Origin of the sequence: Fodinicola acaciae, from assembly GCF_010993745.1 — a bacterium.
Lineage (GTDB): Bacteria > Actinomycetota > Actinomycetes > Mycobacteriales > HKI-0501 > Fodinicola > Fodinicola acaciae.
This window is the reverse complement of record NZ_WOTN01000002.1, coordinates 1,319,711-1,346,185: the sequence shown is the minus strand read 5'-3', so window position 1 is coordinate 1,346,185 and position 26,475 is coordinate 1,319,711. Positions and strand designations below refer to the sequence as shown.

26 protein-coding genes are annotated in these 26,475 nt (G+C 66.7%); 10 read left to right on the top strand and 16 right to left on the bottom strand.

Going from position 1 to position 26,475, the window contains the following annotated elements:
* Nucleotides 1-35: 35 nt before the first annotated feature.
* Nucleotides 36-662: a PadR family transcriptional regulator gene (locus GNX95_RS21545; RefSeq protein ID WP_163509196.1), complete on the bottom strand. Its 627-nt coding sequence runs from the start codon at nucleotides 660-662 to the stop codon at nucleotides 36-38.
* Between the two features lie 92 nt (nucleotides 663-754).
* On the opposite strand from GNX95_RS21545, the gene GNX95_RS21540 reads away from it, so the two are divergent.
* Nucleotides 755-1,747, top strand: coding sequence for a substrate-binding domain-containing protein (locus GNX95_RS21540; protein WP_163509195.1), 993 nt, complete (start codon nucleotides 755-757; stop codon nucleotides 1,745-1,747).
* A gap of 31 nt (nucleotides 1,748-1,778) precedes the next feature.
* On the opposite strand, the gene GNX95_RS21535 is transcribed toward GNX95_RS21540, so the two are convergent.
* Nucleotides 1,779-2,447, bottom strand: a complete 669-nt coding sequence (locus tag GNX95_RS21535; protein WP_163509194.1) for a DUF2306 domain-containing protein — start codon at nucleotides 2,445-2,447, stop codon at nucleotides 1,779-1,781.
* 158 nt (nucleotides 2,448-2,605) lie between these two features.
* Here GNX95_RS21535 and GNX95_RS21530 point away from each other — a divergent pair, with 158 nt between their 5' ends.
* Nucleotides 2,606-3,517: a TetR/AcrR family transcriptional regulator C-terminal domain-containing protein gene (locus GNX95_RS21530; RefSeq protein WP_163509193.1), complete on the top strand. Its 912-nt coding sequence runs from the start codon at nucleotides 2,606-2,608 to the stop codon at nucleotides 3,515-3,517.
* A gap of 43 nt (nucleotides 3,518-3,560) precedes the next feature.
* Here the strand turns inward: GNX95_RS21530 and GNX95_RS21525 are convergent, their stop codons facing one another.
* From GNX95_RS21525 to GNX95_RS21500, 6 genes are all read right to left on the bottom strand, one after another.
* A complete protein-coding gene (locus GNX95_RS21525) occupies nucleotides 3,561-3,860 on the bottom strand; it encodes a hypothetical protein (protein WP_163509192.1) in 300 nt (99 codons plus the stop codon).
* A gap of 193 nt (nucleotides 3,861-4,053) precedes the next feature.
* Entirely contained in the window at nucleotides 4,054-6,792 is a 2,739-nt protein-coding gene (locus tag GNX95_RS21520) for a glycosyl hydrolase 2 galactose-binding domain-containing protein (protein ID WP_163509191.1), read from the bottom strand.
* A gap of 64 nt (nucleotides 6,793-6,856) precedes the next feature.
* Nucleotides 6,857-7,783, bottom strand: coding sequence for a carbohydrate kinase family protein (locus GNX95_RS21515; protein ID WP_163509190.1), 927 nt, complete (start codon nucleotides 7,781-7,783; stop codon nucleotides 6,857-6,859).
* On the bottom strand, nucleotides 7,780-8,637 hold the full coding sequence (locus tag GNX95_RS21510; RefSeq protein ID WP_163509189.1) for a carbohydrate ABC transporter permease: 858 nt from the start codon (nucleotides 8,635-8,637) through the stop codon (nucleotides 7,780-7,782). Before GNX95_RS21510 ends, GNX95_RS21515 begins: the two co-directional genes overlap by 4 nt.
* Nucleotides 8,634-9,578, bottom strand: a complete 945-nt coding sequence (locus GNX95_RS21505; RefSeq protein ID WP_222853802.1) for a carbohydrate ABC transporter permease — start codon at nucleotides 9,576-9,578, stop codon at nucleotides 8,634-8,636. Before GNX95_RS21505 ends, GNX95_RS21510 begins: the two co-directional genes overlap by 4 nt.
* A 7-nt stretch (nucleotides 9,579-9,585) precedes the next feature.
* A complete protein-coding gene (locus GNX95_RS21500) occupies nucleotides 9,586-10,914 on the bottom strand; it encodes an extracellular solute-binding protein (RefSeq protein ID WP_222853801.1) in 1,329 nt (442 codons plus the stop codon).
* A 110-nt stretch (nucleotides 10,915-11,024) separates the two neighbouring features.
* Between GNX95_RS21500 and GNX95_RS21495 the strand changes: the two genes are divergently transcribed.
* On the top strand, nucleotides 11,025-12,221 hold the full coding sequence (locus GNX95_RS21495) for an ROK family transcriptional regulator (RefSeq protein WP_163509188.1): 1,197 nt from the start codon (nucleotides 11,025-11,027) through the stop codon (nucleotides 12,219-12,221).
* Between the two features lie 266 nt (nucleotides 12,222-12,487).
* On the opposite strand, the gene GNX95_RS21490 is transcribed toward GNX95_RS21495, so the two are convergent.
* The 5 genes from GNX95_RS21490 to GNX95_RS21470 form a co-directional block, all read right to left on the bottom strand.
* Complete coding sequence (locus GNX95_RS21490) at nucleotides 12,488-12,673, bottom strand: hypothetical protein (RefSeq protein ID WP_163509187.1); 186 nt, start codon at nucleotides 12,671-12,673, stop codon at nucleotides 12,488-12,490.
* Nucleotides 12,674-12,760: 87 nt separating this feature from the next.
* The gene (locus GNX95_RS21485) at nucleotides 12,761-13,225 is read right to left on the bottom strand and encodes a hypothetical protein (RefSeq protein ID WP_163509186.1); all 465 of its coding nucleotides are present in this window, start codon (nucleotides 13,223-13,225) and stop codon (nucleotides 12,761-12,763) included.
* Nucleotides 13,222-14,649 carry a sensor histidine kinase gene (locus GNX95_RS21480; RefSeq protein WP_246281693.1) on the bottom strand — a complete coding sequence of 476 codons (1,428 nt, stop codon included), beginning with the start codon at nucleotides 14,647-14,649 and terminating at the stop codon, nucleotides 13,222-13,224. The genes GNX95_RS21485 and GNX95_RS21480 overlap by 4 nt, the downstream gene beginning before the upstream one ends.
* Nucleotides 14,646-15,335, bottom strand: a complete 690-nt coding sequence (locus GNX95_RS21475) for a response regulator transcription factor (RefSeq protein ID WP_163509185.1) — start codon at nucleotides 15,333-15,335, stop codon at nucleotides 14,646-14,648. Before GNX95_RS21475 ends, GNX95_RS21480 begins: the two co-directional genes overlap by 4 nt.
* A gap of 7 nt (nucleotides 15,336-15,342) precedes the next feature.
* Nucleotides 15,343-16,047: a phosphatase PAP2 family protein gene (locus GNX95_RS21470; protein ID WP_163509184.1), complete on the bottom strand. Its 705-nt coding sequence runs from the start codon at nucleotides 16,045-16,047 to the stop codon at nucleotides 15,343-15,345.
* Nucleotides 16,048-16,200: 153 nt separating this feature from the next.
* Between GNX95_RS21470 and GNX95_RS21465 the strand changes: the two genes are divergently transcribed.
* Together GNX95_RS21465 and GNX95_RS21460 are read left to right on the top strand one after the other, a co-directional pair.
* Nucleotides 16,201-16,791 (top strand): D-alanyl-D-alanine carboxypeptidase family protein, encoded by a 591-nt coding sequence (locus GNX95_RS21465; protein WP_163509183.1) that lies wholly within the window; start codon nucleotides 16,201-16,203, stop codon nucleotides 16,789-16,791.
* Complete coding sequence (locus GNX95_RS21460) at nucleotides 16,740-17,459, top strand: maleylpyruvate isomerase family mycothiol-dependent enzyme (RefSeq protein ID WP_163509182.1); 720 nt, start codon at nucleotides 16,740-16,742, stop codon at nucleotides 17,457-17,459. Before GNX95_RS21465 ends, GNX95_RS21460 begins: the two co-directional genes overlap by 52 nt.
* On the opposite strand, the gene GNX95_RS21455 is transcribed toward GNX95_RS21460, so the two are convergent.
* Nucleotides 17,443-17,928, bottom strand: coding sequence for a heme-binding beta-barrel domain-containing protein (locus GNX95_RS21455; protein ID WP_163509181.1), 486 nt, complete (start codon nucleotides 17,926-17,928; stop codon nucleotides 17,443-17,445). The genes GNX95_RS21460 and GNX95_RS21455 overlap by 17 nt on opposite strands.
* 855 nt (nucleotides 17,929-18,783) lie before the next feature.
* On the opposite strand from GNX95_RS21455, the gene valS reads away from it, so the two are divergent.
* The 3 genes from valS to GNX95_RS21440 are packed head-to-tail and all read left to right on the top strand — an operon-like array spanning nucleotide 18,784 to nucleotide 23,141.
* Nucleotides 18,784-21,318 carry a valine--tRNA ligase gene (gene valS, locus GNX95_RS21450; RefSeq protein ID WP_222853800.1) on the top strand — a complete coding sequence of 845 codons (2,535 nt, stop codon included), beginning with the start codon at nucleotides 18,784-18,786 and terminating at the stop codon, nucleotides 21,316-21,318.
* 8 nt (nucleotides 21,319-21,326) lie between these two features.
* On the top strand, nucleotides 21,327-22,460 hold the full coding sequence (locus GNX95_RS21445) for an acyl-CoA dehydrogenase family protein (protein WP_163509180.1): 1,134 nt from the start codon (nucleotides 21,327-21,329) through the stop codon (nucleotides 22,458-22,460).
* Between the two features lie 57 nt (nucleotides 22,461-22,517).
* A complete protein-coding gene (locus tag GNX95_RS21440) occupies nucleotides 22,518-23,141 on the top strand; it encodes a class I SAM-dependent methyltransferase (RefSeq protein WP_163509179.1) in 624 nt (207 codons plus the stop codon).
* Here the strand turns inward: GNX95_RS21440 and GNX95_RS21435 are convergent.
* Nucleotides 23,110-23,802 (bottom strand): GNAT family N-acetyltransferase, encoded by a 693-nt coding sequence (locus GNX95_RS21435; RefSeq protein ID WP_163509178.1) that lies wholly within the window; start codon nucleotides 23,800-23,802, stop codon nucleotides 23,110-23,112. The genes GNX95_RS21440 and GNX95_RS21435 overlap by 32 nt on opposite strands.
* 154 nt (nucleotides 23,803-23,956) lie before the next feature.
* Between GNX95_RS21435 and GNX95_RS21430 the strand changes: the two genes are divergently transcribed.
* Together GNX95_RS21430 and GNX95_RS21425 are read left to right on the top strand one after the other, a co-directional pair.
* Nucleotides 23,957-24,376 (top strand): DUF1772 domain-containing protein, encoded by a 420-nt coding sequence (locus tag GNX95_RS21430; RefSeq protein ID WP_163509177.1) that lies wholly within the window; start codon nucleotides 23,957-23,959, stop codon nucleotides 24,374-24,376.
* Nucleotides 24,373-25,452 carry an amidase gene (locus tag GNX95_RS21425; protein WP_163509176.1) on the top strand — a complete coding sequence of 360 codons (1,080 nt, stop codon included), beginning with the start codon at nucleotides 24,373-24,375 and terminating at the stop codon, nucleotides 25,450-25,452. The genes GNX95_RS21430 and GNX95_RS21425 overlap by 4 nt, the downstream gene beginning before the upstream one ends.
* A gap of 136 nt (nucleotides 25,453-25,588) precedes the next feature.
* On the opposite strand, the gene GNX95_RS21420 is transcribed toward GNX95_RS21425, so the two are convergent.
* Entirely contained in the window at nucleotides 25,589-26,473 is an 885-nt protein-coding gene (locus GNX95_RS21420; protein WP_281356935.1) for an LLM class flavin-dependent oxidoreductase, read from the bottom strand.
* Nucleotides 26,474-26,475 lie beyond the last annotated feature (2 nt).

Genomic DNA, 26,475 nt, shown 5'->3' with positions numbered 1-26,475 from the left:
TTGGATGCGCGAAACCAGACGCCAGGGCGCGCCGGCTATCCGGTCCTGCGTTTGCGCGGCGCCGCCTTCTTTCCGGCGCGAAATCCGGCTTCCAGCTCGTCGACCAGCTTCAGGCCGGCGGTGGCCCAGCGGACTTCGTGTTTCGCACGGTCGATGAGGCCGTGATAGACGTGCACCTTGTACGCGACCACCGCGTCGGCCAGCTCAGCGTTTTGCGCGAGCCGGATGCGCAGCAGGTCGGTGTCGCGGTTTTCCAGGTTGCGTACGTGCGCCTCCCAGCGCCGCCGCTGTTCCTCGTGATGCGCGCGGTGTGCCTCAAACTGCTTGCGCGCACTGGCAAAGCTGGCGTATTCCAGATAGCTCGCCTTGAGATAGCCGGCGTCCCGTTCGCGCTGCGACGGCGTGACCTCCTCGACCCAGCGCGCCAACTCCGCGCGTCCTTCTTTGGTGAGCGTGTAAATCGTCTTGGTCGCGTGGGTGCCGCGCGCTTCCGACCGGCCGGAAATCAGCCCCGCCTCGTGCATCCGCCGCAGCTCCGGATAAATCTGCGAATGCGGTGCGTGCCAGACGTAGGCCACCGACTGCTCGAAAAACCTGGCCAGGCTGTAACCGCTCATCGGCTCGGCCTCCAGCAAAGCGAGCAACGCGTGGCGCAGCGACACCGTCCGCTCCTCCTGTTCCGGCCGGACGCTCAGTTGGTTCCGGTAATACTACGACGCATAGGCATATACCCGGCGACCTACCTGGAGGCGCGGTGAGCGTACGAGTGCCGATCACGTTGGCATGCTGGGATTACGACCGCACGCAGGCGCTCGCGGACGGCCGGATCCGGCCCGAGGGGGTCGATCTGACCTATCTGCGGCTGCCGGTCGAGGAGACCTTCTTCCGGATGGCGCGCTATCAGGAGTTCGACGCCGCGGAGATGTCGCTCTCGTCGTACGTCCTGTCTCTTTTTGGTGCCGCGCCGTTCGTCGCCATCCCAGTGTTTCCGTCGCGCGCGTTCCGGCACAACGGCATTTACGTACGTGCAGACAATGCGATGCACGAGTTGGCGCAGCTGCGCGGAAAAGTCGTCGGCGTGCCGGAATACCAGGTCACCGCGGCCGTCTGGCAGCGCGGCATCCTGGCCGAGTTTCACGATGTGCCGGTGGAATCCGTTCGCTATCGGACCGGTGGCCTGCACCAGCCGGGACGCGTGGAGAAAATCGAGTTGCGGCTGCCAGGTGGTGTCGAGGTGGAGCCGATTCCGGCTGACCGTACGCTGACCGAGATGCTGTTGGCCGGCGAGATCGACGCGCTCTACAGTCCGCGTACGCCACCGTCCATGTTGGACGGTGACAGGTCGTTGCGCCGGCTGTTGGCGGCACCGCGGCTGGCGGAGGAGGCCTACTTCGCCGAGACCGGGATTTTCCCGATCATGCATGTGATCGTGCTGCGGCGCGAGATCTACGACCAGCACCGCTGGCTGGCACGGTCACTCTTTCAGGCGTTCACGGCGGCAAAACACGAGGTCCAGGCGCAGCTGGCGGAAACGGCCGCGACGCGCTACATGCTGCCGTGGCTCTACGACGCGGTCGAGCACACGCGCCGCGTGATGGGCGCCGACTTCTGGCCGTATGGCCTGCGCGCCAACGAAAAGACGCTGAGCACCTTCCTGCGTTATTCGTACGAGCAGGGCCTGGCCGAGCGGCTGCTGACGCCGGCCGAGCTGTTCGCACCGGAATCCCTGGAGACGCACCGAGTCTAGTGATCTAGTGTCCCGAGTCAGACTCGGGACACTAGGCTTTCCGGCGTTCGACCAGCCACCATTCGGTGAACAGCAACACGGTCGTCCAGCCCAGCCAAGCGCCGAGCGGACCGATCTGCTGTGCCGCCTCCGGTCCGGTCGCCTGCGGCAGGAACACAATGAACAGGATGATCCCCCAGATCCTGTTGGTGATGATGGAAAACGTGAGCGCGAAGCTGCGGATCATCCAGCGCCGGTGATCGGCGAAGCGGCGCCGCCGCGCCATGCGATAGCCGGCCATCGTGCAGAACAGCCACAACAACGCGAGCGAGATGTCACTTCCGGCGGCGACGAGGCCAAATGGCGTGCCCGCGCCGATGATCAGGCCGCATAGTCCAGCCGGCAACACACCGGCGAAGACGTACGTCCGGCCGAGCCAGCGGTGCGCCACCGGATAGTGCTGCCGAAACCACGGCCACACCTGGAAACAACAGGTCACCATCGCGACCGTGGCAAAGCCGACGTGCGCGACCAACAGCGGATAGTGCAACGGAAACGAGGATGGGACGCGCGAAAGCGCCGGATTGAGCGTCGCGTACGGCGGCAACGAGAAGGCGAGGAACAGCAACGCCAGCAAGGCCAACGGCACGATCCACGGCCGGCGCCACCAGGACCGCCGGGGTCCCGCCGCGATGGACTTTCCCTGAACTGTGGTCGTCATACGTCCCGATCCTCTGGTCCGGCCGATTGTTCGTACACCGTACCAACGCGATCGCCTTTTGCCGCGACAGCAAGCAGAAACTACGCCTCAGGTAGCAGTGCGCACTAGTACGCTGATATGGTCAGACGCAAAGCGCACTAGTACGCGAGGAGACGACGATGGCGACGGACGATCCACCGTATGTGGTCATCGGCAAGGAAATCCGCCGGCAGATCGAGAGCGGTGAGCTGCGACCCGGAGACCGGGTGCCGTCGACGCGGCGGATCGCCGCGGACTGGGGTGTCGCGATGGCGACGGCGACGAAGGTGCTCAGCTGGCTGCGGCAGCAAGAACTCGTCGAGACCCGGCCCGGAGCCGGGACGGCGGTGCGTACGCCGCCGCCGCTGGCGAAATCCTTGGCATCACCCACCTTGACGGTGGACGCGGTCGTACGCGCCGGCATCGCACTGGCCGACGCGGAAGGCCTGTCAGCGCTTTCCATGCGCCGGATCGCCGCCGACCTCGGTGTCGGCACGATGTCGCTCTACCATTACGTGCCAAGCAAAGAAGAACTCGAGCGGCGGATGGCCAACACCGTGCTCGGCGCCGAGCCGCTGCCAGATCCCCGGCCGGCCGGCTGGCGGGCGCACCTCGACGCCGTCGCGCGTCTGCATTGGCGGACGTATCGCCGCCACCCCTGGGCCGCCTCGGTGATCCTCGGCTCGATCAGCCGGCCACCGCTGCTGCCGAGCGGCATTTCCCAGGTGGAATGGGAACTCCACGGGATGGCCGGCCTGGCGCTGTCAGACCTGGAGAAACTGCGAGCGATCACCAGCGTGCACGTCTACGTGGGCGGCCTGGCGCTCAGCCGCGGCATCGAGCTGGAAAACCAGCTGAACTCCGGTGTCAGCACCGAACAGAAGTGGGGCCGGCTGCAGCCGCTGGTCGACGAGATCTTCGCGGGTGGCCGTTTCCCGTTGGTCGCAACGCTCCAGGTCACCGACGAGGAGGCCAGCGACATCGACGCACTTTTCGAGTTTGGCCTGCGGCAACACCTTGACGGCTTGGCCGCGTATCTGGCCGGGAGATAGCGAACCGGCTCGGCAGCCGAGCCAGTTCGCCAGAGTCTAGTTGTTACTGCTGCGCTTTCTGCTCGGCCAGCACGAAGGCCGGGTTGCCCTTGTCGTCCAGGCCGGCGTCCAGGATCTTGTCGTCCAGATAGGACGATGCTTCCGGCGCAAGGAAGATCTTGGCATCCTCCGAGGCGATGACCTGGTCGTTCTCGGCCGGCACCGTGGCGATCCGGAGCTCCATCGCGTTGTCCTGTGGGGCGTCACCAGCTGGTGCTATCCGCAGGCCGGCGCCGTCCGGTGCGCCCTGTGCGGAGGTGATGTTGTGCACAAGCTGCGCGGCCGTTGGCGTGAGAACAAGCATGCGTACCTCTTCCGTTCCTCGCTGTCCAACAAATCCTGCAGATCAGCCACGTTAGTGGCGGCCTGGCGCGTTCGCAGATCACGGACTTGCCGACAGCGAGCTGGCGGCCGCGCCGTTTTCGGGACACCACCAGTGAAAACGGAGGTCCCACGGCGCGACCGCCATCGATCAGATTGTGAGCTGCGTCACAGATCTATCGAGCTCGCACTGTCTGGTTCCCGATGTTCCAGCCGGAAAGGCTGACCAGCGGGCTCGCACCTTTCAGCTCCGACAACCGATAGCGCGCGGTGATCGTCTGGCGCTGACCGGGCCACAGCGTGACCTCGTTGTCGCTCCACTGGATCGGCAACACCTGGTTGTCACCGGAAACGTTCGCACGCAACACATCCGCACGGGTGAAGAACGCCGGCGTACGGTCGCCGCTGACGTTGCGGATCGTCACCGTTGTCACCGCGTCACGGCCCTCGATCCTGGTGTGCGCGGCCGCCTTGACCGTCGCCTTTCCCAGGTTTTGCAACCCGGTCAGGTCGGCATAACCGCCGCTGCCATAGGTGACACCGAAACCTTCGCCGAGCGTCTTCTTCCAGTCGATGTCGTCCTTCTTGGTGGACAGCCAGTAGACATTGCGGCTGACCACCGCGTGGCCGCGAGTCAGCGTCAGCTCAAGGAAGTAGGTCTTGGAAATGCCCGCCGGCACCTTGGGCATCAGCACCGTGCGTACGTCCTGGCTGAACAGCGCCGGCACGGCCGCCTGGCTGGTGCCCTGCACCTTTCCGTTGATGTCGATGAACTTCGCGGTGGCCGTCAGGCCGGACTGCCGGTCGTTGGTCAGGTTGGCCACCCGGATCGAGCCGTCGTCGTAGCCGTACATCACATGCACCGGCTCACCGGCTTTCTTGGTGCCGAAATACACACCGGACTGGTCGAAGTCATAGCCATAGATGTTCCACTGCAGCGACGGCCAAGCCTTGTTCATCATCCAGTAGATCAGGCCGGTGCTCGGGTTGGCCTCGTCCTTGGAGTTTCCCAGATATGCCTCGAACTGGGCGCGGGCGATCTCGTACTCGCCGACCTGCGCGATCCGCTGGTACGACGCGAGGTCCGACCACTTGCCATAGCGGTTCCACAGCGGGGTGTTGTACTGACCCAGCCGACCGGTCTTGGTGTAGTTGTTGTATTTGTACACGTGGAAAATATCCGGCCCGGAGCCACCGCCGTTGGTGGAGCTGAGGTCCCAGATCTTGTCCTGGTCGGCGCTGCTCAGAAACCGGTTCAACGAGTTGGTCGTCGGGATCGTGTTGCCAGCGCTGGACTCCGTGTCCAGACCGTAGGCACTGCCGGCGTTGGTGAAGGTGTCGTCGTCGGTCGGCTTGGTCTGCGTACCGTTGGCCCACCAGTAGTTTGGCGGCACGTAGTTGTACGGACCTTCCTTCGAACCGGACGGCCCGAGTTTGGCCGATGACTTGTATTCGGCGCTGGCGATCTGTGGCGTCTGCCAGTCGGCGGCGGTGAACGCGGTCAGGTAGATGGCTTCCTTGTCGGCGTCCGGCTCGTTGTCACTTCCGTGGTAGAAGGTGAAAACGCTCGGGTGGTCGCGGAGCATCTGGGCCACGTGGAAGGCCTGGTTGGCCGCGTTTGCCTTCAGCTCGGCCGGCCACGTCTTGGACGGGTCCTCCCAGCGGTCGCAGCACTGCCAGCCTTCCATCGCCAGCAGGCCGGCACGGTCCATCTGCCGCAGCATGTCGTCCGGCGTGAAGTTTCCCTCGAACCGCAACGTGTTCAGGCCGAGGTTCTTGATGTAGCTGATCTGGTCGGCGATGTTCTGCGCGGAATAGCGCAGGAACATGTCCGGCGACCAGCCGCCACCGCGGATCACGAACGGCACACCGTTGATGACGAACTGCCGATAGCCGTACGGACCGTGCGTCTTTCCGGGGACGACCTTGGTCAGATACGACGTGACCGTACGGATGCCGAAGTCGGTGGAATAGCCGTCGGCACGCTCGCCATTGGCGAAAGCGTTGCTGTCCAAGTGATAAAGCGGCTGGTCACCCATCTGGTATGGCCACCAGACCGCCGGACGTACGATGTGCAGACCTGGCGCGTCCGCCTTGGTCACCGTCACCGTCACCGTCTTGCCGGCCGGCACGGTGACCTTCTTCGCGAACGGGATCCGTGTCCCTGGCCGCGAAATCGTGCCGGCGAAGGTGGCCGTCTGTGCCGTGTCGGCGTTGTTGCGCAGGTTGGTCTTGACGGTGAGGTCGGAGGTGCTCAGATCCTTCGCGTTGTCCTGCAACACATGCGTGTCGCGTACCGAGATGGCACCGTCCTGTGCCAGCTGTGGCGCGAATACCAGGCCGGTGTTGCGGTCCGGCGCCTTAGGGTTCCAGTCGATCGTGCCACTGGTCAGGTATTTCGAGTCGTCGTTTTTGTAGACGTCCAGCGCGATCGCGTTGGATCCGTTGGTCACCAGTGAGGTGATGTCGTATTCCAGCTGCGAGTACGAGCCCTGCAGTTGCGCCTGGTCGGCGACCTTCTTGCCGTTGACCCAGAGATTGGCGCGGCCGGAGATGCCGTTCATGATCAGGTAGGTGTGCTGTCCCGGCCGCGGATGCACGGTGAGCTGGTTGCGATACCACCAGTTCACGTCGAACTGCGCGGTCGGCACCGAGGTGAGGTTGTTGGAATAGAAGATGTCTGGATAGCGACCGTTTTCCAGCAGTGCCGCCATCAGTGTCTCCGGTTTGGAGAGCTTCAGCCAACCGGCCGTGGAATAGCCCGGCAGCGAGACCTGGTCGCCGGTTTCCTTGGCCACCGCGGACGACTGTACGGTCCAGCCCTTGGTCAGCTCGGTCGTGCCAGTGGCGCTGCCGAGGACCGTGTCGGCACCACTGGTGTTCGTCCCCCACGCGGCCGCGGGTAACAGCCCCACGGCCAACAAGACGCTTGCCAGTACGGCCCCTCTTCTGGGTTTGCGTGCTGACATTCAGCCCCTCCTACGAAGGCTCAGATGATCGCGTACGGGATGCGTAACGCTCGCTGGACGGCCGGGACACCACGGCCGAGGCGAACCGGATCGCGGAACGGAGAGCGGCAGGCAACGCCTGCGCCAGTGCCTGGCCGTCACGCAGGCCAGCCACCAGTCCGGCGTTGAACGTGTCGCCGGCACCGGTGGTGTCGGCGACCTCGACTTTTGGTGCCGGCTCGGTGAAAGTGACACCGCCGGGACCGACCGCGTAACAACCGGCGGCACCGAGCTTCACCACCACCCAGCCGTGGGAAACCTCCTGAAGCAGGTGCGCCGCGCGGTGCGGATCCGAACCGCCGGACAACGCGCACGCTTCGTCTTCGTTGGGCAGGAAGACATCGACCAGCGGCAGCAGGTCGTGCACCTCCGCGCGCGCCTGCGCCCCGAAGCCGTCCGGATCCCAAGCCGTGTCGAAGAAAGTCCGCGCTCCTTGCGCACGCGCGCCTTCCAACAGCTTGCGCGTCGGCTCGCCACGCAGCGCCGGCGCGCAGAAGTAATCGCACACCAACAGGCTCTCCGAGCGCAGTGCATCCGTTGGGATCATGGAAAAGTCGTACGTCCCGCAGACGCCGAGCAAGGTGACGAACGAGCGGTCGCGGCCGGGCTTCTCGCAGGCCACCGTGACTCCGGTCGGCTGGCCGGGCACGACGAGCACGTCCGCGGCAAGGTCGCCGATCTCCGCGAGCAACTGCCGGCCGACGAAATCGTCCCCGACACAGCCGAAAAGCCGGGTCGGCAGGCCGAGCTCGACCATCGCCAGCGCCGCGTTGGCACCGGCGCCACCGACCCGCATCGCCATCGTGTCGACGAAAAGTGCGGCTCCCGGCGCCGGCAGCTCACCGACCGGACTGGCGATCACGTCCAGCTGCACGGCGCCGATGACGCTGACGGTCATCCCTTCACCGCCCCGCCGGACAGCCCGCCAACGATCTGTCGCTGGAAAATCGCCGCGAGGATCACCGGCGGCAGCGCGGCGAGCACACCGCCGGCCGCCTGCAGCCCGAAGTTTGTCGTGTAGCGGCCGGTAAACTCGCTGATCGCGACCGGAATCGTCTTGGACGCCGCGGTGGAGGTAAAGATCAGCGCGTAAAGGAACTCGTCCCAGGCGATCAGAAACGCGAACAGCATCATCGCGAGCAGGCCCGGCCGAGCGAGTGGAAGGATGACCCGGAAAAGCGCGCCGAGCCGGCTGCAGCCGTCGATGCGGGCCGCCTCCTCCAGCTCGACCGGAATGGTCTGAAAGTAGTTTCCCATGATCCAAAGGACGAACGGCGTCGCGAACGAGCTGTAGACGACGATCAGGCCGAGCGTGGTGTCGAGCAGGTGCAGTTGCACCATCACCAGATACATCGGGATGACCAGCGCGATCGGCGGCACCATGTAGGTGGACAGGAAGAAAAGCAACACCGCACGGCGGCCGCGGAACCGCAGTCGCGCGAAAGCGTACGCGCCGAACACACCCACCACAGTGGACACCAGCACGGTCACACTGGCCACGATGACGCTGTTGAGCAGACCGGCGCGGAAACCGGCGAACACGTTGTCGCCCTGTGCGGTGAAAATCTGCAGATAACGGTCGAAGGTCGGATGCTGCGGGATCCAGTGCAGCGGTTTGGACAGCAGGTCGTTGTCGTTGGCGATGCTCGCGATGACCAGCCAGCCGAAGGGCGCCAGGATCAGCACGCTCACGACCACCGCCATCAGGTGGACGAACACTCGGTATCGCCGGGACGGCGTCAGTGCACTCATATCTCGTTTGCCGTAGTGCTGCGAAGTGCGCGGATGTAGAACACCGCGAGGACAAGGATGACGATCACGATCAGATACGACAGCGCCGATCCGTAGCCGAAGTTCTGGTCGGAAAACGCGCGTACGTAAGTGAAATAGGCGATGCTCTGGGTGCCGTTGGCCGGACCACCGCGGGTCATCACGTAGATGATGTCGAAGACCTTGAAGGCCTCGATCGTACGCAACACCAGCACCACCAGGATCGAGGATTTGAGCAGCGGCATAGTGATCCGCCAGAACCGCTGCCACACCGAGGCACCGTCGACGACGGCCGCCTCATGTAGGTCGGACGGAATTGTCTGCAGACCGGCCAGCAGGAAAAACGCTACCAGCGGCGTGTTTTTCCACACGTCGGCCAGCGCCACCATGTTCAGCGCCAGAAAAGGGCTGCCGAGCCACGACTGGTAGGTGTCGATGATGTGCAGCTGCGTCAGCAGCGCGTTGAGCGCGCCGTATTCGGAGTTGAGGATGAAGCGCCACATCTGCGCGTTGACGATCGTCGGCAATGCCCATGGAAGCACAACGATCGCACGGAAAAGCCAACGCAGGCGCAAGGGCGCGTTGAGCAGCACCGCGAGTCCGATGCCGAGGCCGATTTCCAGCGCGGTGGAGAAGAAGGTGAAGTACGCCGTCCGGCCGACCGCCGACCAGACCGCCCCGTCGCCGATGATCTTGCCGTAGTTTTCCAGGCCGACGAACGGAAAGTCGCCCGGCAGCGCGCTCTCCACGTCGAAGAACGAGGTGTAGAGCGTACGCAGGATCGGATAGAGGACGATCCCGAAAACCACCACCACGCTCGGAATGAGCAGCATCGTGGCGAAACGCGCCTCGCGCGTGCGGACCCGCCAGGGTCGTTTCTGGGGACCGGTGAGCGGCGCCGGCGCGACCACGGCGCCGCTCACCGGTGTCCTAACTGGAAGCCGTGAAGGCATTGGCGGCTTCCGCCAGAGCGGCCTGCGGGGTTTCCTGACCCAGCAAGGCCTTCTGGATGCTGACCTGCAACTGCTGCGAGGCCGAGTTGTAGTTGGCGACCTGCGGCCGCAGGATCATGTCCTGCAGCTGGGTCTTGGCGACGGCGACCACCGCCGGCGTGCCGGCTTTCTGCACGGCCGGATCGTCGTAAGACGCCTTCCAGATCGGCAGCGAGCTGGTCGCGAACTTGTCCTGCACGGCCTTGCTGGTCAGATATTTGACGTATTCCCAGGCCGCGTCCTGGTGCTGGCTGCCGGAGGTGATCGCCAGCGCGGAGGCGCCGTTGACTCCGGGCGCCTTTCCACCGGGACCGGCCGGCGTGTGCGCCATCCCGACCTTGCCGGCGATCTTGCTCTGCTTGGGATCGTTGGCCAGCCCGTACATGAACGTCCAGTTGAGCGCCATTGCCGCGTTTCCCTGCGAAAACGTCTTCACCACGTCGTCCTCGACGGACGTACGCGCGGCCGGGTTGGCCAGGCCCGACTTGACCAGGTCGACCATGAACTGCAGCGCCTGCACACCGCCGCCGCTGGTGAACGCCGGTTTGCCCGCGTCGTCAAGGAAACGGCCGCCGAAGGCACCGACCAGCGCCGCGTAATCACAGATCACCGCCTCGGCCTGTTGCCAGCTGCCGGTGATCGGATATTGCACGATGTTCTTGGCTTTCAACGTCTGCGCGGCCGCCTTCACCCCGTCCCAGGTGGCCAGCTGGTCCGGCTTGATGCCGGCCTTCTGCAGCATTTCGGTGTTGTAGAAGAGATATTTCGTGTCGAGCAACCACGGCATGCCGTAATACTTGCCCTGGTATTGCGCGGTCTCGATCGCGCCGGGGAAGATGCCGTCCAGCCCGGACAGGCCCTTCACCTTGGCCGAGATGTCGGCGACGATGTGCTTCTTGGCAAACTCGGCCGGCCAGATGCAGTCCATCAGCACCACGTCGTACGTGCCGGCCGGCGCAGCGGCCACGATCTTGTCGTGCAGCGCGTCGTACGCGACCAGTGTGTTTTCGACCTTGATGTTCGGATTGGCCTTCATGAACGCGGCGGTCATGCCCTGGATGTCGGACGCGCTGTAACCGGCCTGTTGCTGGTGCAACGCGCGGATCGTCACCTTTGCGCCGCTGCCGCCGGAGCCGCTGCCGCAGGCCGCCAGTGCCGCGCCGGCGCCGACCCCCATGGCGGCGGTGAGAAACCCCCGCCGGCTCATCGTCAGGTTGTGGTTGTGGTCAGGCCGCATCGCCATGCCGTCCCTCCGCGCCGCTGCCATTCGTTAAGGCTCCGAATAAATGAGCACCGTAGCCGCGTAGGACTTGTGTGGTCAAGGGGTTCATGGGTAATAGTTGATAGGTAAGCTTCCTGTCGAAAAGGGGTGCGAGCATGACCCAGTCGGACTCTGGCGGCCGCTCGCTGAACCTGTTGCGGGAGCTCAGCGACCAGGCCGTGCTCGAAGTGATCTTCCGGGACGGCCCGATCACCAGGCCGGAGATCGCCGAGCACACCGGCCTGTCCAAGCCGACGGTGTCCGACGCCGTACGCCGGCTGGTGCAGGCCCGCCTGGTGCGGCCGATGGGGGTCCGGCCCGGCAAACCCGGCCGCTCGCCGGTGTCGTACGCGGTCGACAACGCCGCCGGTTTCGTCGTCGGCGTCGACATCGGCGGCACCAATCTGCGGGTCGCCGCCGTCGACATCTATGGCGAGAAGCTGGCGTCCGAGGAGCAGCCGACCGACAAGGACAGCACTCGCGCGGTCGCGCGGCAGGTGTACGAAATGGTGCGCGACGCGATCCGTACCGCCGGCGCCACCCATGGCCAACTGCTCGGCCTCGGCGTTTCCACGCCCGGGGTGGTCGATCCGGTGACGCACCGGGTCACCTCACTCGCATACAACATCAGCCCGGACGGCGCGTACGACCCGCTGGCGCTGATCCGCGACCGCTATGACGTGCCACTTTTGGTCGACAACAACATCAATCTCGCCGCGATCGGCGAGAAGTGGCGTGGCCTGGCGACCGGTGTCAGCAACTTTGTCTTTGTTTCCATCGGTGCCGGTGTCGGCATGGGGATCGTGCTGTCCGACGAGCTCGTACGCGGTGCACACGGCGCGGCTGGTGAGATCTGCTATTTGCCTTTCACCGCCGACCCTTTCGACGACCGGCACCGGATGCACGGCGCCTTCGAGGACGAGGTCGCGGCGGCCGGGGTGATGGCTGCGGCGGCGGCGCGTACCGACTGGATCGGCGACCGGCCCCAGACCGTCGAGGAGCTTTTCGCGCGTGCCGCCGATGAACCCGCGGCGCAGGAGATCGTGCAGGACGAGGCGAAACACGTCGGTACGGCGATCGCCGCTGTTTGCGCGATGCTCGATCCGGCTTTGGTGGTGCTCGGCGGCGGGATTGGCTCCAATCCGGCACTTTTGCGACCGGTACGCGAAACGACCGCCGCACTGGTGCCGCTGATGGCGCGGATCGAGACGAGTTTGTTGCGTGAACAGGCGGCTTTGCATGGCGCGCTGGCGATCGCGCTGCGCGAGGCCCGGGATGCGTTGTTCCGCCGCGGAATCCGCGCGGTGCCGTAAGCGGCCTGGTGCGAGTCGATGGCCGCGCGGACCTCGTCGATGATTCGAGTGGGTGAGCTGGCGAGATCTTCGTGCGTAGCGGAGAACGAGCCAATCCAGCCGTTGCAACCGCTGGAGGCGGCGTACGTCGGGCACGCTGCTGCTCCGGCGTCATCTGATGCGAACCGTCGTATTCGATCGCGATCTTCAACATCTTTATGCCGAGATCGACTCGCGCCGCGACGTGGCCAGTGCAGCCGTCACATGACTCAGCACACAGTCTGGTCCTACAGAAGCCAGCCCGCGGCCAAAACAGCATCCGTGTCGCGGAGCGAACCGGCGGTCAGGTAGACGTTGCAGAACGCTCGCGCATAATCTGGTCCGAGCAGCCGGCCGCGCGGCACGGTGCCGCCGTTGAGCTTGTGCAGAGAGGGCAGATGTTCGCCTCTGCTGCCGCGCAACTGCTCGCTCACATATCCATCATCCTGGTTGTCACCGTCCGCTCGCTGCGACTGTCCACAGGGGAGGCGCCGCGGCGAAGGCCGGTGGCGCGAGCCGCGTCACCGCAGGGAGATTTGCGGGCAGGAGATGTCGATACGTTGGCCGTCGCCGGCCAGCCGGACCTCTCCGCCGGGCGCGACGGTCGGTTGGTTGGCCAGGGCGGTGCAGGCGAGTTGCTCGACGGCCAGCTCGGAAAGAGCCGACGGAGCCATCGAAATGTGGACGTCGACGGAGCTTTCGTCCATCATCACGGTGATCGGCGCGGCTTTGGCCGGGATCGCGGTGCTGAAACCGGCGGCGCGTTCGAACGCGTTGGGTCCGGCACCGAGCGTGTTGAGAATCTCCGGCAGCGGTGGCTCCGGTCCCGGCCGCAGCACCAGGCTCACTTTTCCGTTGGAGACGAAGAAAAGGGCGATGCCGACGGCGGATACGTTCGGTGCCGGACCACCGGGGATCGTCCCGCTTGCGCGTACGCCGCAGCCGGCGACCAACAGCACGGCCAACAGGATGGACAGGATTTTCACCGTGGCTCCACCGGAAGTCGCAACGTGAACACCGCGCCGCCGTCCGGACCGTTGCCGGCCGCCAGTACGCCGCGGTGCAGTCTGGCGTTTTCCCAGGCGATCGCCAATCCGAGACCGCTGCCTTCCGAGCGCGGACGCGCCGAGTCGGCCTTGTAGAACCGGTCGAAGACCCGCGGCAACACCTCCGGCGCCAAGCCGTCGCCATGGTCGGACACCTCGACGGTGATCCAGATACCGTCCGCGTGCAGCCGTACGGTCACCGGCGGCTCACCGTATTTCAGTGCGTTTCCCACCAGGTTGGCGATGATCACGTCCATCCGGCGCGGGTCCACCGACGCGATCACGCCGGTCTGCAGGTCGGTCTGCACCTTGTCCGACCAGCCGCGAGCGCGCAGCGACGCGCGGACGATCTCGGCCATGTCGACCTCGTTGAGCGCGAGCGCGGCGGCACCGGAGTCGAAACGGCTGATCTCCATCAGATCGTTGACCAGCCTGGTCAACTTGTGAGTTTCCTGGCTGACCAGGTTGGCCGCCTGGGCCGCGTCGCCGGGCATGTGCGGCGCCTCCTCGTCGAGCACGTCGGTGACCGCGGTCATCGCCGCGAGCGGCGTTCGCAACTCGTGCGACACGTCCGCCACAAAGCGCCTGGCGTCGGCCTCCATCCGGCGCAGATCTCCGACGTATCGCTCCAAAACCTCCGCCGTGCTGTTGAAAGTCCTCGCGACGCTGGCAAGCTCGTCCGACCCGCGCACCGGTACGCGCGTGCTCAGGTCGCCTTCACCGAGCCGGCGGGCGGCCTGGCCGAGCTGGCGCACCGGCCGCAGCACACCGCGGGCGGCCAGCAAAGCCAGCAGTACGGCGAAAACCAGCGACAGGAGACCGGTCAGGGCGGCCTGCACGGCCAACGCGTCGACATTGGCCTGCTCCGCGCTGAGGCTGCGCGCCGAGTAGACCTCCAGCTCCGACAGCACGACCCGGCCGTTGGCCATCCGTACGCCGACCCTGGTGCCGACCAGCAGATATGTCTGGTGAAACCGGGAAACCCGCTGCCAGACCACGCTGCCGCCGCCGATCCGGTCCTGCAGTTCCGGTGGAATTTCCCCGAGAGTCAACGTGTTCTGCCGGGACGTCCGTCCTCTGTAGACGACCAGTACGTCGTTGTTGCGGTTGGACAACCTGTTGGCGATGGTGTCCAGATCGCTCTGGGTCGGTGGCAGGTTGGGGATCGAGACGACCGCGGTGATGCTGTTGATCAGCTGGTTGGCGCTGGTGTCCTGCGCGGTCTGCAGGATGGCCGTACGCGCCTGGATGTACATGCCGCCGGAGACCGCCACCGCGGTCACCACGCCGAGCAGGGCGAAAATGAGGACGAGCCGCGCGCGCAGGCCGGAATGGCGCACCGCGTTCCACCAGCGAGCGATCACAACGGACCAAACCGATAGCCGAAGCCGCGTACGGTCTGCACGTAGACCGGTGCGGTGGAGTCGTCCTCGATTTTCGCGCGCAGCCGTTGTACGCACGCGTCGACGAGCCGCGAGTCCCCGAGATATCCGTGTTCCCACACCGATTCCAGCAGCTGCTGGCGGCTGAGCACCTGGCCCGGCTTGCGTGACAGCTCGAGCAGCAGCCGCAGCTCGGTCGGCGCGAGCGCGACCGGCGCGTCGGCCTTGCTGACCACCAGGCCGACCCGGTCGATCGCCAGATCGCCGTATTTCTCCAGCTGTTTCGGTTCGGCCGGCGGCTGCTCGGCGCCGACCCGGCGCAACACGGCTCTGATCCTGGCCTCCAGTACGCGCGGTTGCACCGGCTTGACGACGTAATCGTCGGCGCCGGCCTCCAGGCCGGCCACCACGTCCATGTCGTCGCTGCGCGCGGTCAGCATGATGATCGGCAGCGTGCCGGTGGCGCGGATCCGCCGGCAGACCTCGAAGCCGTCCATGCCCGGCAGCATGAGGTCGAGGACGACCACGTCCGCCGGCGACTCGCGCAGCCGGTCGAGCCCCCGCTCGCCGGTCCCCACCGCGTCGACGGCGTGGCCCTGGCGGGTGAGCGCCAGCTGCAACCCGTCGCGTACGGCCGGGTCGTCCTCGATCAACAACACGCGAGACATGCGCCTACTATCGCAAAACGGATCTGTGTCGCGCGGTCCCCGCCTGCGACACGCCAGCCAGCACGGCGGCCGCCAGGCAGCACAGCGCGCCGGCGAGCAGGACGCCGCCGACCGCGTCGCTGAAGCGGTGCCAGCCGGCGAGCATGGTCGCGGCGGCCACCGCGCCCACCGCGCCGAGACCCGGCAGGACCAGCAGCCAGCGCAGCCAGAGTGGGGCGGCGAGCAGAAACGCGAACAGCAGGCCGGCCGCGGCCGACACGTGACCGCTCGGAAAGCTGTTGTGTGTCGTCGAGCCGGCGACGTCGAGGTCCGGCCGCGAGATCACCGTCTTCAGGATGGTGGCGAGCGCGACCGAGCCGACGAAGACGCCGACACCGGCGACTCCGGCGAGCGGCCGGCGGCTGAGCAGCCCGAGCAGCAGCACTCCCCCGAGCATGACCGCGAGCACCAGCGGGTTGCCGAAGAACCGCAGCATCGCCTCCGCGGTGGTCAGCAGCGCGGAGTCCTGCGCGTACGACTTGGCGGCGGTGAGCAGCGACTGGTCGGCCTGCTGACCGGCCGGCAACCAGACGAAGACGTAACAGGTCATGCCGAAGGCGACCAGGCACACGATCGCGACGCCGAGCAGATGTCCGGCGCTCGACCGTGGCCGGCCGTATGTCGCGGTCGCCGGCCGGTAACCGGCGGCCGGCGACAGGGATGTCTGTGTCATGCCGGCAATCCTGGTGCGCCCAGTCGTCCGTACGGTCCGCGCAATGTCATGGTTGTGTAACAGTCGCCTCCGTGCCGAACTGTTACAAAGCCGTGGTGGAGCTGTCACACCGCCAACATTGGCAGCGCACAGTCGGCGTGGACTGTGAACGTCATGACCGAACCCTGTGCGACTCCGGACCGCCGGCGCGACCGTGTCTACGCGGTGTGCACCAAGGCGCTGGCGATAGTTTTCCTTCCTTTCGCGTTCGTACGCGCGCCGCGGCGCGCACGCCAACTGGCGTGTCAGTGGGCTTTGGCCGTGCGCTATCCGGCGGAGAACCTCGACGGTCTCAGCCCGCAGACCGCGGCGGCCTTCGCCGCGGCGCGTACCGAGGCATTCTGGCGGGACGGCCAGCTGATCGGCCTCACCTCCGGCTATCGCGATCCGGGCGAGCAGCTGCGGCTGTTCACCGCCGAGGTGCGGCGGTCGGGATCGCCGCAACGGGCGCGAAAACGCATCCTGCGGCCGGCCGACTCGGCGCACGTACTGGGCACCGCGCTGGACATCCGGCCGACCGAAGGCGCGCGCTGGCTGGAGGAAAACGGTGGACCGTACTCGCTTTATCGCATCTATGACAACGAATGGTGGCACTTCGAATACCGCGGGCAACGACCCACGCGGCTGGCTCATCCGGGCTTAGTATCGGCCGCATGGACACCGAAGAGTGGATCGCGGCGGTCGCGGACGCCGGTGTCGCACTGACCGCCGCCGCGCGGGCAGCCGGCCTCGCCGCGCAGGTGCCGAGCTGTCCCGGCTGGCAGGTGCGTGACCTGCTTGTCCACACCGGCGCCGTGCACCACTGGGCCGCGACGATCGTACGCACTCCGGTCACCGAGCCGTGGGATCCGGCGGAGCCGACCGAGGCCGTCGACGCGCTGCCGGCGGACGCTGACCTGCTCGACTGGTATCTGGACAGCAACACCGCGTTGGTGCGCGCCTTGACCAGCGCGCCGGCTGGCCTGGAGTGCTGGACGTTCCAGCTTTCCATGCCTGGCCGCGATTTCTGGTCGCGGCGGCAGGCGCACGAGGCGACCGTCCACCGGGTCGACGCCGAGCTGGCGGCCGGCAGGTCCAGTGAGGTGCCGGCTGATCTGGCACACGACGGGATCGACGAGTTGCTGACCGGCTTTCTGCCGCGCGGCCGGCGCGCACGCGACCAGGCGCCTCGTACGCTCGCCGTCGACACGACCGACACCGGTGGTCACTGGCTCGTACGCTTCGGCGACGGACCGGCGACAGCGGCACGGCACGACCAGCGGCAGCCGGCCGACGAACGGGTCGATGGACCGGCGGCCGAGCTTTATTTGCAGCTGTGGAACCGAAAACAGCTCGACAACCAGTGCCGGGACCTGGTTAAGGTGCGATGGTGAGCCGCGCCGACGTGTGCGGCTGCAGCGGCTGGCCGACCATCGCGCGTTGCTCGGCGATCTCCAGGACACCATCTGAGATCCGATAGAGCCGGGTGGCCGCGTCCACGGATTTGGCCGTACGCGTCGGGACGACCACGTCCGTCTGCAGCTGCCAACCGCCGCCGGTGAATTTTCCGTAGAAAACCTCGACGATGCCGGACGAGTGAGCCAGCACCAGCTCCACCGATTCCGGCTGCGGCCGCCACCAACCGACCTCACGCGCCGCCGGACGTACGACGGTGCCGTCCGCGTCGAGCAGCCAGGTGCGCGACTCGTACGACAGAAACGGCCGTCCGTCGTGGGCGACCGTGATCTCCTGCGAAAACCGCCGCGGACCGTCGATCGTCGGATAGTCGACCGCGCCGTCGCCACGCCACTTTCCAAGCAGTGACCGCAGCGGCCGGCAGGCTGGATTGAGCTCCGTCGTCATGAGGCCGGGAGTTTATCGCGATGATTGGGACAGTGTGCGGTGATCCGAGCTGCCCTTCGCCGCGCTCGCCGGTGGCGGGGGCGTTGCGGTTCTGATTGGTGCGGTTGGGGGTAGGGCGTTTCTGATTGTTGCGTTGGGGTAGGGCGGGTTTTCATGTTTGTTGCGTTTTGGCGGTGGTGGCGCCTGCGCGGCGGGCGACCTCAAGGGGAGGGGCGCGCGGGGTTTCGTTGTTGGTTGGGTTGGGTGCGGCGGGTGCGGTTTCGTGCGTGGCGTGGTCCAGGAGTGTGGCTGGGGCGCCGGAGCCGCGGTGGCGTCTCGGTGGGTGACGTGAAGGTCCAGTATGTGGGATGCGAAGGCGTGTGGAGCGCTAAATGTCCGGCTTGCGACGGTCGCGGATGGCATGAATGTCGAGTTACTTGCGTTGGACGCAAGGAACAAGGCTTTCACGCCGCCGTGATCTCCGGATGCTGTGACGGGTGTGACTACTGAGGCTGGTAATGCTGTTGTGACTGCCGGTTGGCAAAAATGTCCATTTTGATATCTTGTTAAACAAGTATTACGCAGCCGAGCCGCCTCACCTGCATTGTCAGCCACAGCAGTCACACCGGCACCACCCTGGCATGAAAGTGCAATGAAAGGGATCTGTCAGCGGCGCTCGCTAGGGTGATCACACTCGCGGAAACCGATCCCTGCCGTTGGTTTCCGGGAGAGCACCAACACCGGAGGCCTCCCCAATCCTCCGGACCGGCGCGCTCCTCGGTGGCGGAAAAGCCCCGAGGAGCGCGCTCCGGACCCGTTGCGAAGGTGACCGTCGCGATGGCCGAATTGGGTTGCGGTGCTCTGTATCGTCTGGGCATGACCTCGCTACGTGCCGTGAATATGCCGGACAGGCCGTCACTGGACGGGCTGGCGGAGAAATGGTCGCGCAGCTGGGAGGAGTCGGGGGTGTACCGGTTCGACCGGTCGACCACCCGCGAGCAGGTATATTCCATCGACACACCGCCGCCGACGGTCAGCGGCGAGCTGCACGTCGGCCACGTCTTCTCCTACACGCACACCGACGTGATCGCACGTTTCCACCGTATGCGCGGGAAAAACGTGTTCTATCCGATGGGGTGGGACGACAACGGCCTGCCGACCGAGCGGCGGGTGCAGATCCGCTACGGCGTGCGGTGCGATCCGAGCCTGCCCTACGACCCGGATTTCGTGCCGCCGGCCGAGCCGGGCAAGCGCCAGCTGCCGATTTCGCGGCGCAATTTCGTGGCCCTGTGCCAGCGAATGACGGAGCTGGACGAGCAGGCCTTCGAGCAGCTGTGGCGGCGCGCTGGCCTGTCGGTCGACTGGTCGATGACCTACCAGACGATCGGCGACAAGGCGCGCGCCATTTCGCAACGCGCCTTCCTGCGCTCACTTTCGCGCGGTGACGCCTATCAGGCGGACGCGCCGACATTGTGGGACGTGACCTTCCAGACCGCCGTCGCGCAGGCCGAGCTGGAGGACCGCGAGCGTCCCGGCGCCTTCCACCGGATCAGTTTTCACGGTCCCGACGGTGAAAAGATCTCCATCGAGACGACCCGGCCGGAGTTGCTGCCGGCCTGTGTGGCGCTGGTGGCGCATCCGGGCGACGAGCGTTATCGGTCGCTGTTCGGAAAATCGGTGCGTACGCCGGTCTTCGGTGTCGAGGTGCCGGTGAAGGCACACCATCTGGCCGACCCGTCGAAGGGATCCGGCATCGCGATGGTGTGCACTTTCGGTGACACCACTGACGTTGTCTGGTGGCGCGAGCTCGACCTGCCAACGCGTACGGTGGTCGGCTCCGACGGCCGCTTCGTCGCCACCCCACCGTCCGATGTGGACGCTGAGGCGTACGCGCCGCTCGCCGGTGCGACGGCGTTCACCGCGCGCGAGCGCGTGGTGGCGATGTTGCGCGACGCCGGTGACCTCGAGGGCGAGCCGCGGACGATCACGCATGCGGTGAAGTTCTATGAAAAAGGCGACAAGCCGCTGGAGATCCTCACCACCAGGCAGTGGTACATCCGCAACGGTGGCCGCGATCCGTTGCTGCGCACAGCATTGCTCGACCGCGGTCGCGAGTTGCAGTGGCATCCGGATTTCATGCGTACGCGCTATGAGCACTGGGTGGAGGGGCTGAGCGGCGACTGGCTGATCAGCCGGCAGCGGTTTTTCGGCGTACCGATCCCGGTCTGGTATCGGCTCGACGACAACGGCGAGCGCGGCGAGTTGTTGCTTCCGCTGGACGAAAACCTGCCGGTCGACCCGTCCAGCGACGCCCCGCCCGGTTTCACCGCCGACCAGCGCGGCGTGGCCGGCGGTTTCGTCGCCGACCCGGATGTCATGGACACCTGGGCCACCTCGTCGCTCACCCCGCAACTGGTCTCCGGCTGGACGACCGACGACGACCTGTTCGGGCGCGTCTTTCCGATGGACCTGCGCCCGCAGGCGCACGAGATCATCCGCACCTGGCTGTTTTCCTCGGTGTTGCGGGCACACGTGGAGCAGGGTTCGCTGCCGTGGCGGCACGCCGTGCTGTCCGGCTGGATCCTCGACCCGGACCGCAAGAAAATGGCCAAGTCCAAGGGAAACGTGATCACACCGCTCGGCCTGCTGGAGGAGCACGGCACCGACGCGGTGCGTTACTGGGCCGCGAAAGGCCGACCAGGCACCGACACCGCATTCGACACCGCGCAGATGAAGGTCGGCCGGCGGCTGGCCACGAAGATCCTCAACGCGAGCCGGTTCGCGCTCGGTTTCGGACCGTCCGACGACGAGATCACCGAGCCGATCGACCTCGCGTTGCTGTCCGGCCTGGCCGGCCTGGTGGAGCGGGCGACCGCGAGTTTCGAGGCGTACGACTACACCTCGGCGCTGGAGAGCACCGAGGAGTTCTTCTGGTCGTTCTGCGACGACTACCTGGAGCTGGTGAAGGCACGTGCGTACGGTGCTGGCGCCAGCGGCTCGGCACGCGCCACGCTCACGCTGGCGGTCTCCACACTGCTCCGGCTTTTCGCGCCATTCCTGCCTTTCGTCACCGAGGAAGTGTGGTCGTGGTGGCAGGACGGCTCGGTGCACCGGGCGCCGTGGCCGACCGCCGACGAGCTTGTGCGGCCCGGCGCGGATCCGGCCGTCCTCGCCGCCGCGTCGACCGCGATCGGGGCCGTACGCAAGGCAAAGTCGGACCGGCGGCTGTCGATGCGGCAGCCGGTCGAGCGGCTGACCGTCACCGCGCCGGTGGCGTACCTGGCAAATCTGGCGCCAGCGTTGGAAGATCTGCGCGCCGCTGGCACGATCGCGCAGATCGTGACCGAAACCGGCGACGGCGAGCCGAGTTTCGCGGTAGTCATGGAGACTGGGGGCTCACCCACGAGCTAGGAGTGTCGATGTCCGACCTGGTCAAGCAGGCGCGTGAGCTGCAGCCGCTGCTGGACGAGCGAGCCGCGGAATGTGAACGGTTGGGCCGGCTGACCGACGACATCGACGCGGCCTACCACGAGCGCGGCCTCTACGGCATGTGGGTGCCGCGTTCGCTCGGCGGCAGCGAGCTCGACCCGATCTCGGCGCTGCGCGTCCTCGAGGCGTTGAGCTACGCACAGCCGTCCGCCGGCTGGGTCCTCGCCGCCACCGCGTTGGAAACCGGCACGGCCGGCGCGTATCTCGGCGACGAGGCCGTCGCCGAGCTGTTCGCCGGCGAGCGTTTTCCGGTGCTCGGCGGACAAGGCACGCGTCCTGGCACGGCGGTGCCGCGCGACGGCGGCTATGACATCAGCGGCTCGTGGAGTTTCGCGTCTGGCATCAAGCACGCCAGCTACACGCACAATGCGGTCGTCACGACCGACACCGAGCAGTTTCGCGTCTGCGTTGCGCCGCTGGAAAAAGCGACGCTGATCGACAACTGGGACGTGCTCGGCCTGGTGGCGACCGGCAGCATCGACTACACGATGACGGACGTCTTCATCCCGCCGGGCTGGTCGCACGACGGACTGGTCGAAGGGTCGACACGCGGTGGTCCGTTCTACGACCTCGGCGTCGTGCAGATCGCGTTGATCTGCCACTCCGGCTGGACGCTCGGCATCGGCCGGCGGATCCTCGACGAGCTGGCGGCCTCGGCGCGGAAGAAGGCCGGCCGACCCGGCCAGCTCGCCAGCAGCGAGCATTTCCACCTCGGTTTCGGCACCATGGAGGGAAAGTTCCGGGCTGCCGCAGCGCTGGTGTTCGAGACCTGGCACGACGTGTGGAACACGCTCAGCGCCGGCGACCAGCTGACGACCCGGCAGCGTACGCTGCTGCGGATCGCGCTGACCAACATCACCTGGACGACGCAGGAAGTCAGCCAGTGGGCGTACAAGAACGGCGGCACGAGCGCACTGTGCGACGGCGTCATGCAGCGGCTGTTTCGCGACATGCACGCCGGCACGCAGCACATCCTGTCGGCCAACGGAGTGCTCGCCGAGGCCGGCCGTGAGCTCGCCGGCCTGGCCGAGGGCCAGAAATGGGTCTTCCTGGCCCTGGAATAGTTGCCATTCCGGCAACAGGATTGGCGCTTTCCGGAATGGCCGGCGCATCATGCACGCATGACACACGACATTTCCGAACAGTTTGACGCGGCATACTGGGAAGAGCGCTATTCGTCCGGGGAAAACGCCTGGAGTGGCAACCCCAATCCGTCGCTGGTCGACGAGGTCTCCGGCCTCACGCCGGGTCGCGCGCTGGACGCCGGCTGCGGCAGCGGCGGCGACGCGATCTGGCTGGCCAGCCGTGGCTGGCAGGTCACTGCCGTCGACTTCGCGGCGGCCGGGCTGCGCCGCGCCGCCGAGGCGGCCGGTGACCTGGAGATCTCCTGGCAGCAGCACGACCTGCGCTCCTGGACACCGGGAGCTGGCGCGTACGACCTGGTCACCGCGCACTTCGTGCATTTTCCGCCGGCCGTACGCGATCCGCTGTTTCGCCGGCTCGCCGACGCGGTCGCTCCCGGTGGCACGCTGCTGATCGTCGGCCACCATCCGTCGGACCTGGAGACGCACGTGGAACGGCCGCAGTTCGCCGACGCCTACTACACGGCCGAGGACGTTGCCGCGCTTCTCTCCGACGACTGGACGATCGTCACGGCAGCCGCGCCGGCGCGTACGCACCATGGCATCGAAATCCGCGACGCCGTGCTGCGCGCTAGGCGCGAGACCACCACGTCGAAAGATTGACCGTACGGAAGCCGAGCGAGTCATAGAGTGGCCGGCCGGAGGTCGACGCTGTCAACGTCATCGGCAACTCGGTGCGTGCGAGCATCGCGTGCATGAGCGCGCGCCCGATGCCACGCGAACGATGTTCCGGCATGGTCGTCACGTAATAGACGCCACTGGCGTCACCGCTGTGCACCGCAATGCACGCGCCGGCCTCGCCGGCCAGAAAGACCTCGAACTCCGGCCGGTCGAGCAGGCTCTTCGGAAACACCTCGCCGGGCTCGTACGGCTGGAACTGCTCAAGGCTGAAGCCGTGCACGATCATCCGCTCGGCCAGCTCGAGCTGGTCGACCGACTCGACTTTGGTGACCTCACGTGACGGCTCGGGGACCGGGGCCGGATCGCGGATCATCACCGGCAGTTGCCGTGAGGTCAGGCCGAGACGGCTGAGATCGAGTGTGCTGTATGCGTCTTCCACGACCGCACGGCCGGTCGGCACGAGCACCGCGGCGATGTCATCCGTGCGCGTGTCCGGCGACAGCACCATAATGCGCTGGCCGGCACGTTTCGTACCGTTGGCGACAAGCAAACCGTCGCGCATGACGAGCTCGTTTCCGCGCGCCTGCGCCTGCGCGGTCCAAAAAGTCGCCGCGTTGCGGATCGCCCTGTCCAGATCTGCCATGCTCCACACCGTATCGAGGCGGCGGCGGATCATTAAGAGGTCGCGCAGACAGAGGAGCGGGTGAGAGTCGAGATCCAGCTATCGCCCGCTCCCCTGTCTACGCGACCTCTAGGATCCAATCCGAGGACATCTGGTTGGGTCACTGGAGGCGCGGATGTGGCGGACGCTCGGCAAGCTCGGACAGGCCGCCTGGTTGTGCGGAAATGTCTACGAAGCCGCCGCCGGCGTGCCGGAGTTGCTGGTCGCGGCGCGGGAACGCCGCTCGCCGGGATTGCTCGCGGTCGGCTCGCCTTTACGGTATTTCGCGCCGATTGCGCCGTTTGCCATCGGCGCCACCAGTGTCGCGTTGGCACGGAAATGGCGTACGGGAAACAAAACGGCGATCGTGGCGAGTGCGGCGAGCACGGCGGCCGCGGTCGGCATGACCGGTTATCTGGTGCGTACGGTCAACGTGCCGATGCTCAAAGGCGAGTCCACATCGGACGAAGCCGTGGCACGCTGGCACCGGATCAACTACGCACGCATCGGGGCGACCGCGCTGGCCGCGATCACCTTTCACTGGGCCACGAAATGAGCTTCATCGGCGAGGTGCGGCCGGGTCCGGCCGGTCTGCGGCTGGCCGTCAAGGACTGCATCGACGTGGCCGGTTTGCCGACCACAGTGGGAAATCCGCGGCTTGGCGCCGAGCCCGCGACGAAGGACGCGGCCTGCCTGGCCGGCGCCCGCGCGGCCGGTGTGACGGTCGTCGGCAAGACCAACCTTTCCGAGCTGTGCCACAGCGCGAGCGGCATCAACCCGACTTTTGGCACGCCGGTCAACCCGATCGATCCGCTGCGGGTGCCCGGTGGATCGTCCAGCGGCTCGGCCGTCGCGGTCGCCACCGGTGCGGCGGATGTCGCGTACGGCACCGACACGACCGGATCGGTCCGCATCCCGGCCGCTGCCTGTGGCGTGGCCGCGCTGAAGCCGACGAACGGCAAGGTGCCGCTCGACGGTGTCTTTCCGCTGTCGCCGACCTGCGACACCGTCGGCGTACTCGCTCGCGATGTCGCCGGCCTGCGGCTCGGCTATGGCTGGCTGGTGCCGGACGAGGCCGCCGGCGAGCCGCCGCGGGTGGTGCTGCGGCTGCGTACCCCGGGACGCAGCGTCCATCCGGAGATCGACGCCGCCGTCGACAAGGCGCTGGCCGACTTCGAGGTGCGCGATCTCGCGCTGCCGCAGTGGTGGGACATCGGCATCGCCGCCGGCACGCTCAGCGACGCCGAGGCGTACGCCGTGCAACGGCCGCTGGTGGCCGGACTGTCCACAGTGGACCCTGCGGTCGCCGAGGCCTGGGACTTCGGCTCGACGGTCTCGGCCGAGGCGCAGGCCGCGGCTCGCGAGATGTTGTCGGTGTGGCGCGCGAAGCTGGTGGCGCTGTTGCGGCCAGGGGTCGTCATCGCGCTGCCGGCCGTGTTGGATGCGCCACCGCTGGTCAGCGCCGCCGGCTCGCGCTTCCCGCATGCCAACGGGGCGGTCAACGGCACCGGCCTGCCGGCCGTGTGCGTGCCGGCCGATGGCGCGTTTCCGTACGCGTCGGTGCAGCTTGTCGGCGCTCCCGACACCGAGGCCGACCTGCTCGCCGGGGCCGCCATCATCGAGGCTACCTAGCGCCGCATCCGCCTGACCAGCACTGATGCTTCGCCAGGTGACAATCGGACCCCGCCCGGCGCCGACCGATTGTCACCTTCTTGACCTGCTGCACCGATTCAGAGCGTCAACAAAGCGGCAATCGGGCAAAACGCCGTCAGGCGAAGCGGCTGGCCAGGGTGTCGAAGAGGCCGCCGGCGTGCGCGGCCTGGTCCGGGTACGCGACCGGGGTCAGGTTGACCATCACCACGTGCTCGCAGCCGGCCTTCTCGTATGCGCGCAGCCGCTCCTCCACCTGGTCGACCGTGCCGCACATCGCCGACGCCTGCGTCCGCTTGTCGAACGTGAGATCGGTGACCGGCCGCTGGTCCCGGTCGTCGGTCAGCGCGATGACCGGAAACAGCGCGCGCGTGATCGACGACGGGTTGCGACCGGCGGCCAGCGCGGCGTCGTCGATCTCGTCCATGGCGTCCTCGTACGCGTCGACCGGCATCAGCGCCGGCAGCCACCCGTCGGCGTGCTGGCCGACCAGGTCGAGCATCAGCGCACCCTGCGCGCCGATCCACACCGGCGGACCGCCCGGAGTGTACGGCCTCAGCGCGCTCTCGGCGCCTCTGAGCTGGTAAAACTCGCCGTCGAAGTCGACCGGCTCGGTGCCCCGCCAGAGCTTGCGGACGACAGTGAGCGCCTCCGCCAGCCGGTCCACCGGCCGCGCCAGGTCGAAACCGTATGGCAGCAGGTTCTCCGCCTTGCCGGCACCGACGCCGAGGATCAGCCGGCCGCGGGTCAGGTGGTCGATGGTCACCGCCTGGTGCGCGAGCAACACCGGATGGCGCCGGATCACATCGCTGACCGCGGTGCCGAAACGAATCCGCTCGGTCACCATGCCGGCAGCCGCCATCGTGGCGAAAACGTCCAGAATTTCCGGATCGTCGGGCAGAAAGACCGCGTCGTAGCAGCCGGCCCGCTCGTACGCGCGCAACTCGGCCATCCCCCGGTCGACCGGCGGCGTCAGGCCGGTCGCCACGCTGATCCTCATCAAGG

Excerpts from the sequence above, each read along its gene's own strand:
- GNX95_RS21535 (WP_163509194.1), bottom strand. The coding sequence starts at position 2,447 with ATGACGACCACAGTTCAGGGAAAGTCCATCGCGGCGGGACCCCGGCGG.
- GNX95_RS21530 (WP_163509193.1), top strand. The coding sequence starts at position 2,606 with ATGGCGACGGACGATCCACCGTATGTGGTCATCGGCAAGGAAATCCGC.
- GNX95_RS21525 (WP_163509192.1), bottom strand. The coding sequence starts at position 3,860 with ATGCTTGTTCTCACGCCAACGGCCGCGCAGCTTGTGCACAACATCACC.
- GNX95_RS21515 (WP_163509190.1), bottom strand. The coding sequence starts at position 7,783 with ATGACCGTCAGCGTCATCGGCGCCGTGCAGCTGGACGTGATCGCCAGT.
- GNX95_RS21510 (WP_163509189.1), bottom strand. The coding sequence starts at position 8,637 with ATGAGTGCACTGACGCCGTCCCGGCGATACCGAGTGTTCGTCCACCTG.
- GNX95_RS21500 (WP_222853801.1), bottom strand. The coding sequence starts at position 10,914 with ATGGCAGCGGCGCGGAGGGACGGCATGGCGATGCGGCCTGACCACAAC.
- GNX95_RS21495 (WP_163509188.1), top strand. The coding sequence starts at position 11,025 with ATGACCCAGTCGGACTCTGGCGGCCGCTCGCTGAACCTGTTGCGGGAG.
- GNX95_RS21475 (WP_163509185.1), bottom strand. The coding sequence starts at position 15,335 with ATGTCTCGCGTGTTGTTGATCGAGGACGACCCGGCCGTACGCGACGGG.
- GNX95_RS21470 (WP_163509184.1), bottom strand. The coding sequence starts at position 16,047 with ATGACACAGACATCCCTGTCGCCGGCCGCCGGTTACCGGCCGGCGACC.
- GNX95_RS21465 (WP_163509183.1), top strand. The coding sequence starts at position 16,201 with ATGACCGAACCCTGTGCGACTCCGGACCGCCGGCGCGACCGTGTCTAC.
- GNX95_RS21460 (WP_163509182.1), top strand. The coding sequence starts at position 16,740 with ATGGACACCGAAGAGTGGATCGCGGCGGTCGCGGACGCCGGTGTCGCA.
- GNX95_RS21455 (WP_163509181.1), bottom strand. The coding sequence starts at position 17,928 with ATGACGACGGAGCTCAATCCAGCCTGCCGGCCGCTGCGGTCACTGCTT.
- valS (WP_222853800.1), top strand. The coding sequence starts at position 18,784 with ATGACCTCGCTACGTGCCGTGAATATGCCGGACAGGCCGTCACTGGAC.
- GNX95_RS21445 (WP_163509180.1), top strand. The coding sequence starts at position 21,327 with ATGTCCGACCTGGTCAAGCAGGCGCGTGAGCTGCAGCCGCTGCTGGAC.
- GNX95_RS21440 (WP_163509179.1), top strand. The coding sequence starts at position 22,518 with ATGACACACGACATTTCCGAACAGTTTGACGCGGCATACTGGGAAGAG.
- GNX95_RS21435 (WP_163509178.1), bottom strand. The coding sequence starts at position 23,802 with ATGGCAGATCTGGACAGGGCGATCCGCAACGCGGCGACTTTTTGGACC.
- GNX95_RS21430 (WP_163509177.1), top strand. The coding sequence starts at position 23,957 with ATGTGGCGGACGCTCGGCAAGCTCGGACAGGCCGCCTGGTTGTGCGGA.
- GNX95_RS21425 (WP_163509176.1), top strand. The coding sequence starts at position 24,373 with ATGAGCTTCATCGGCGAGGTGCGGCCGGGTCCGGCCGGTCTGCGGCTG.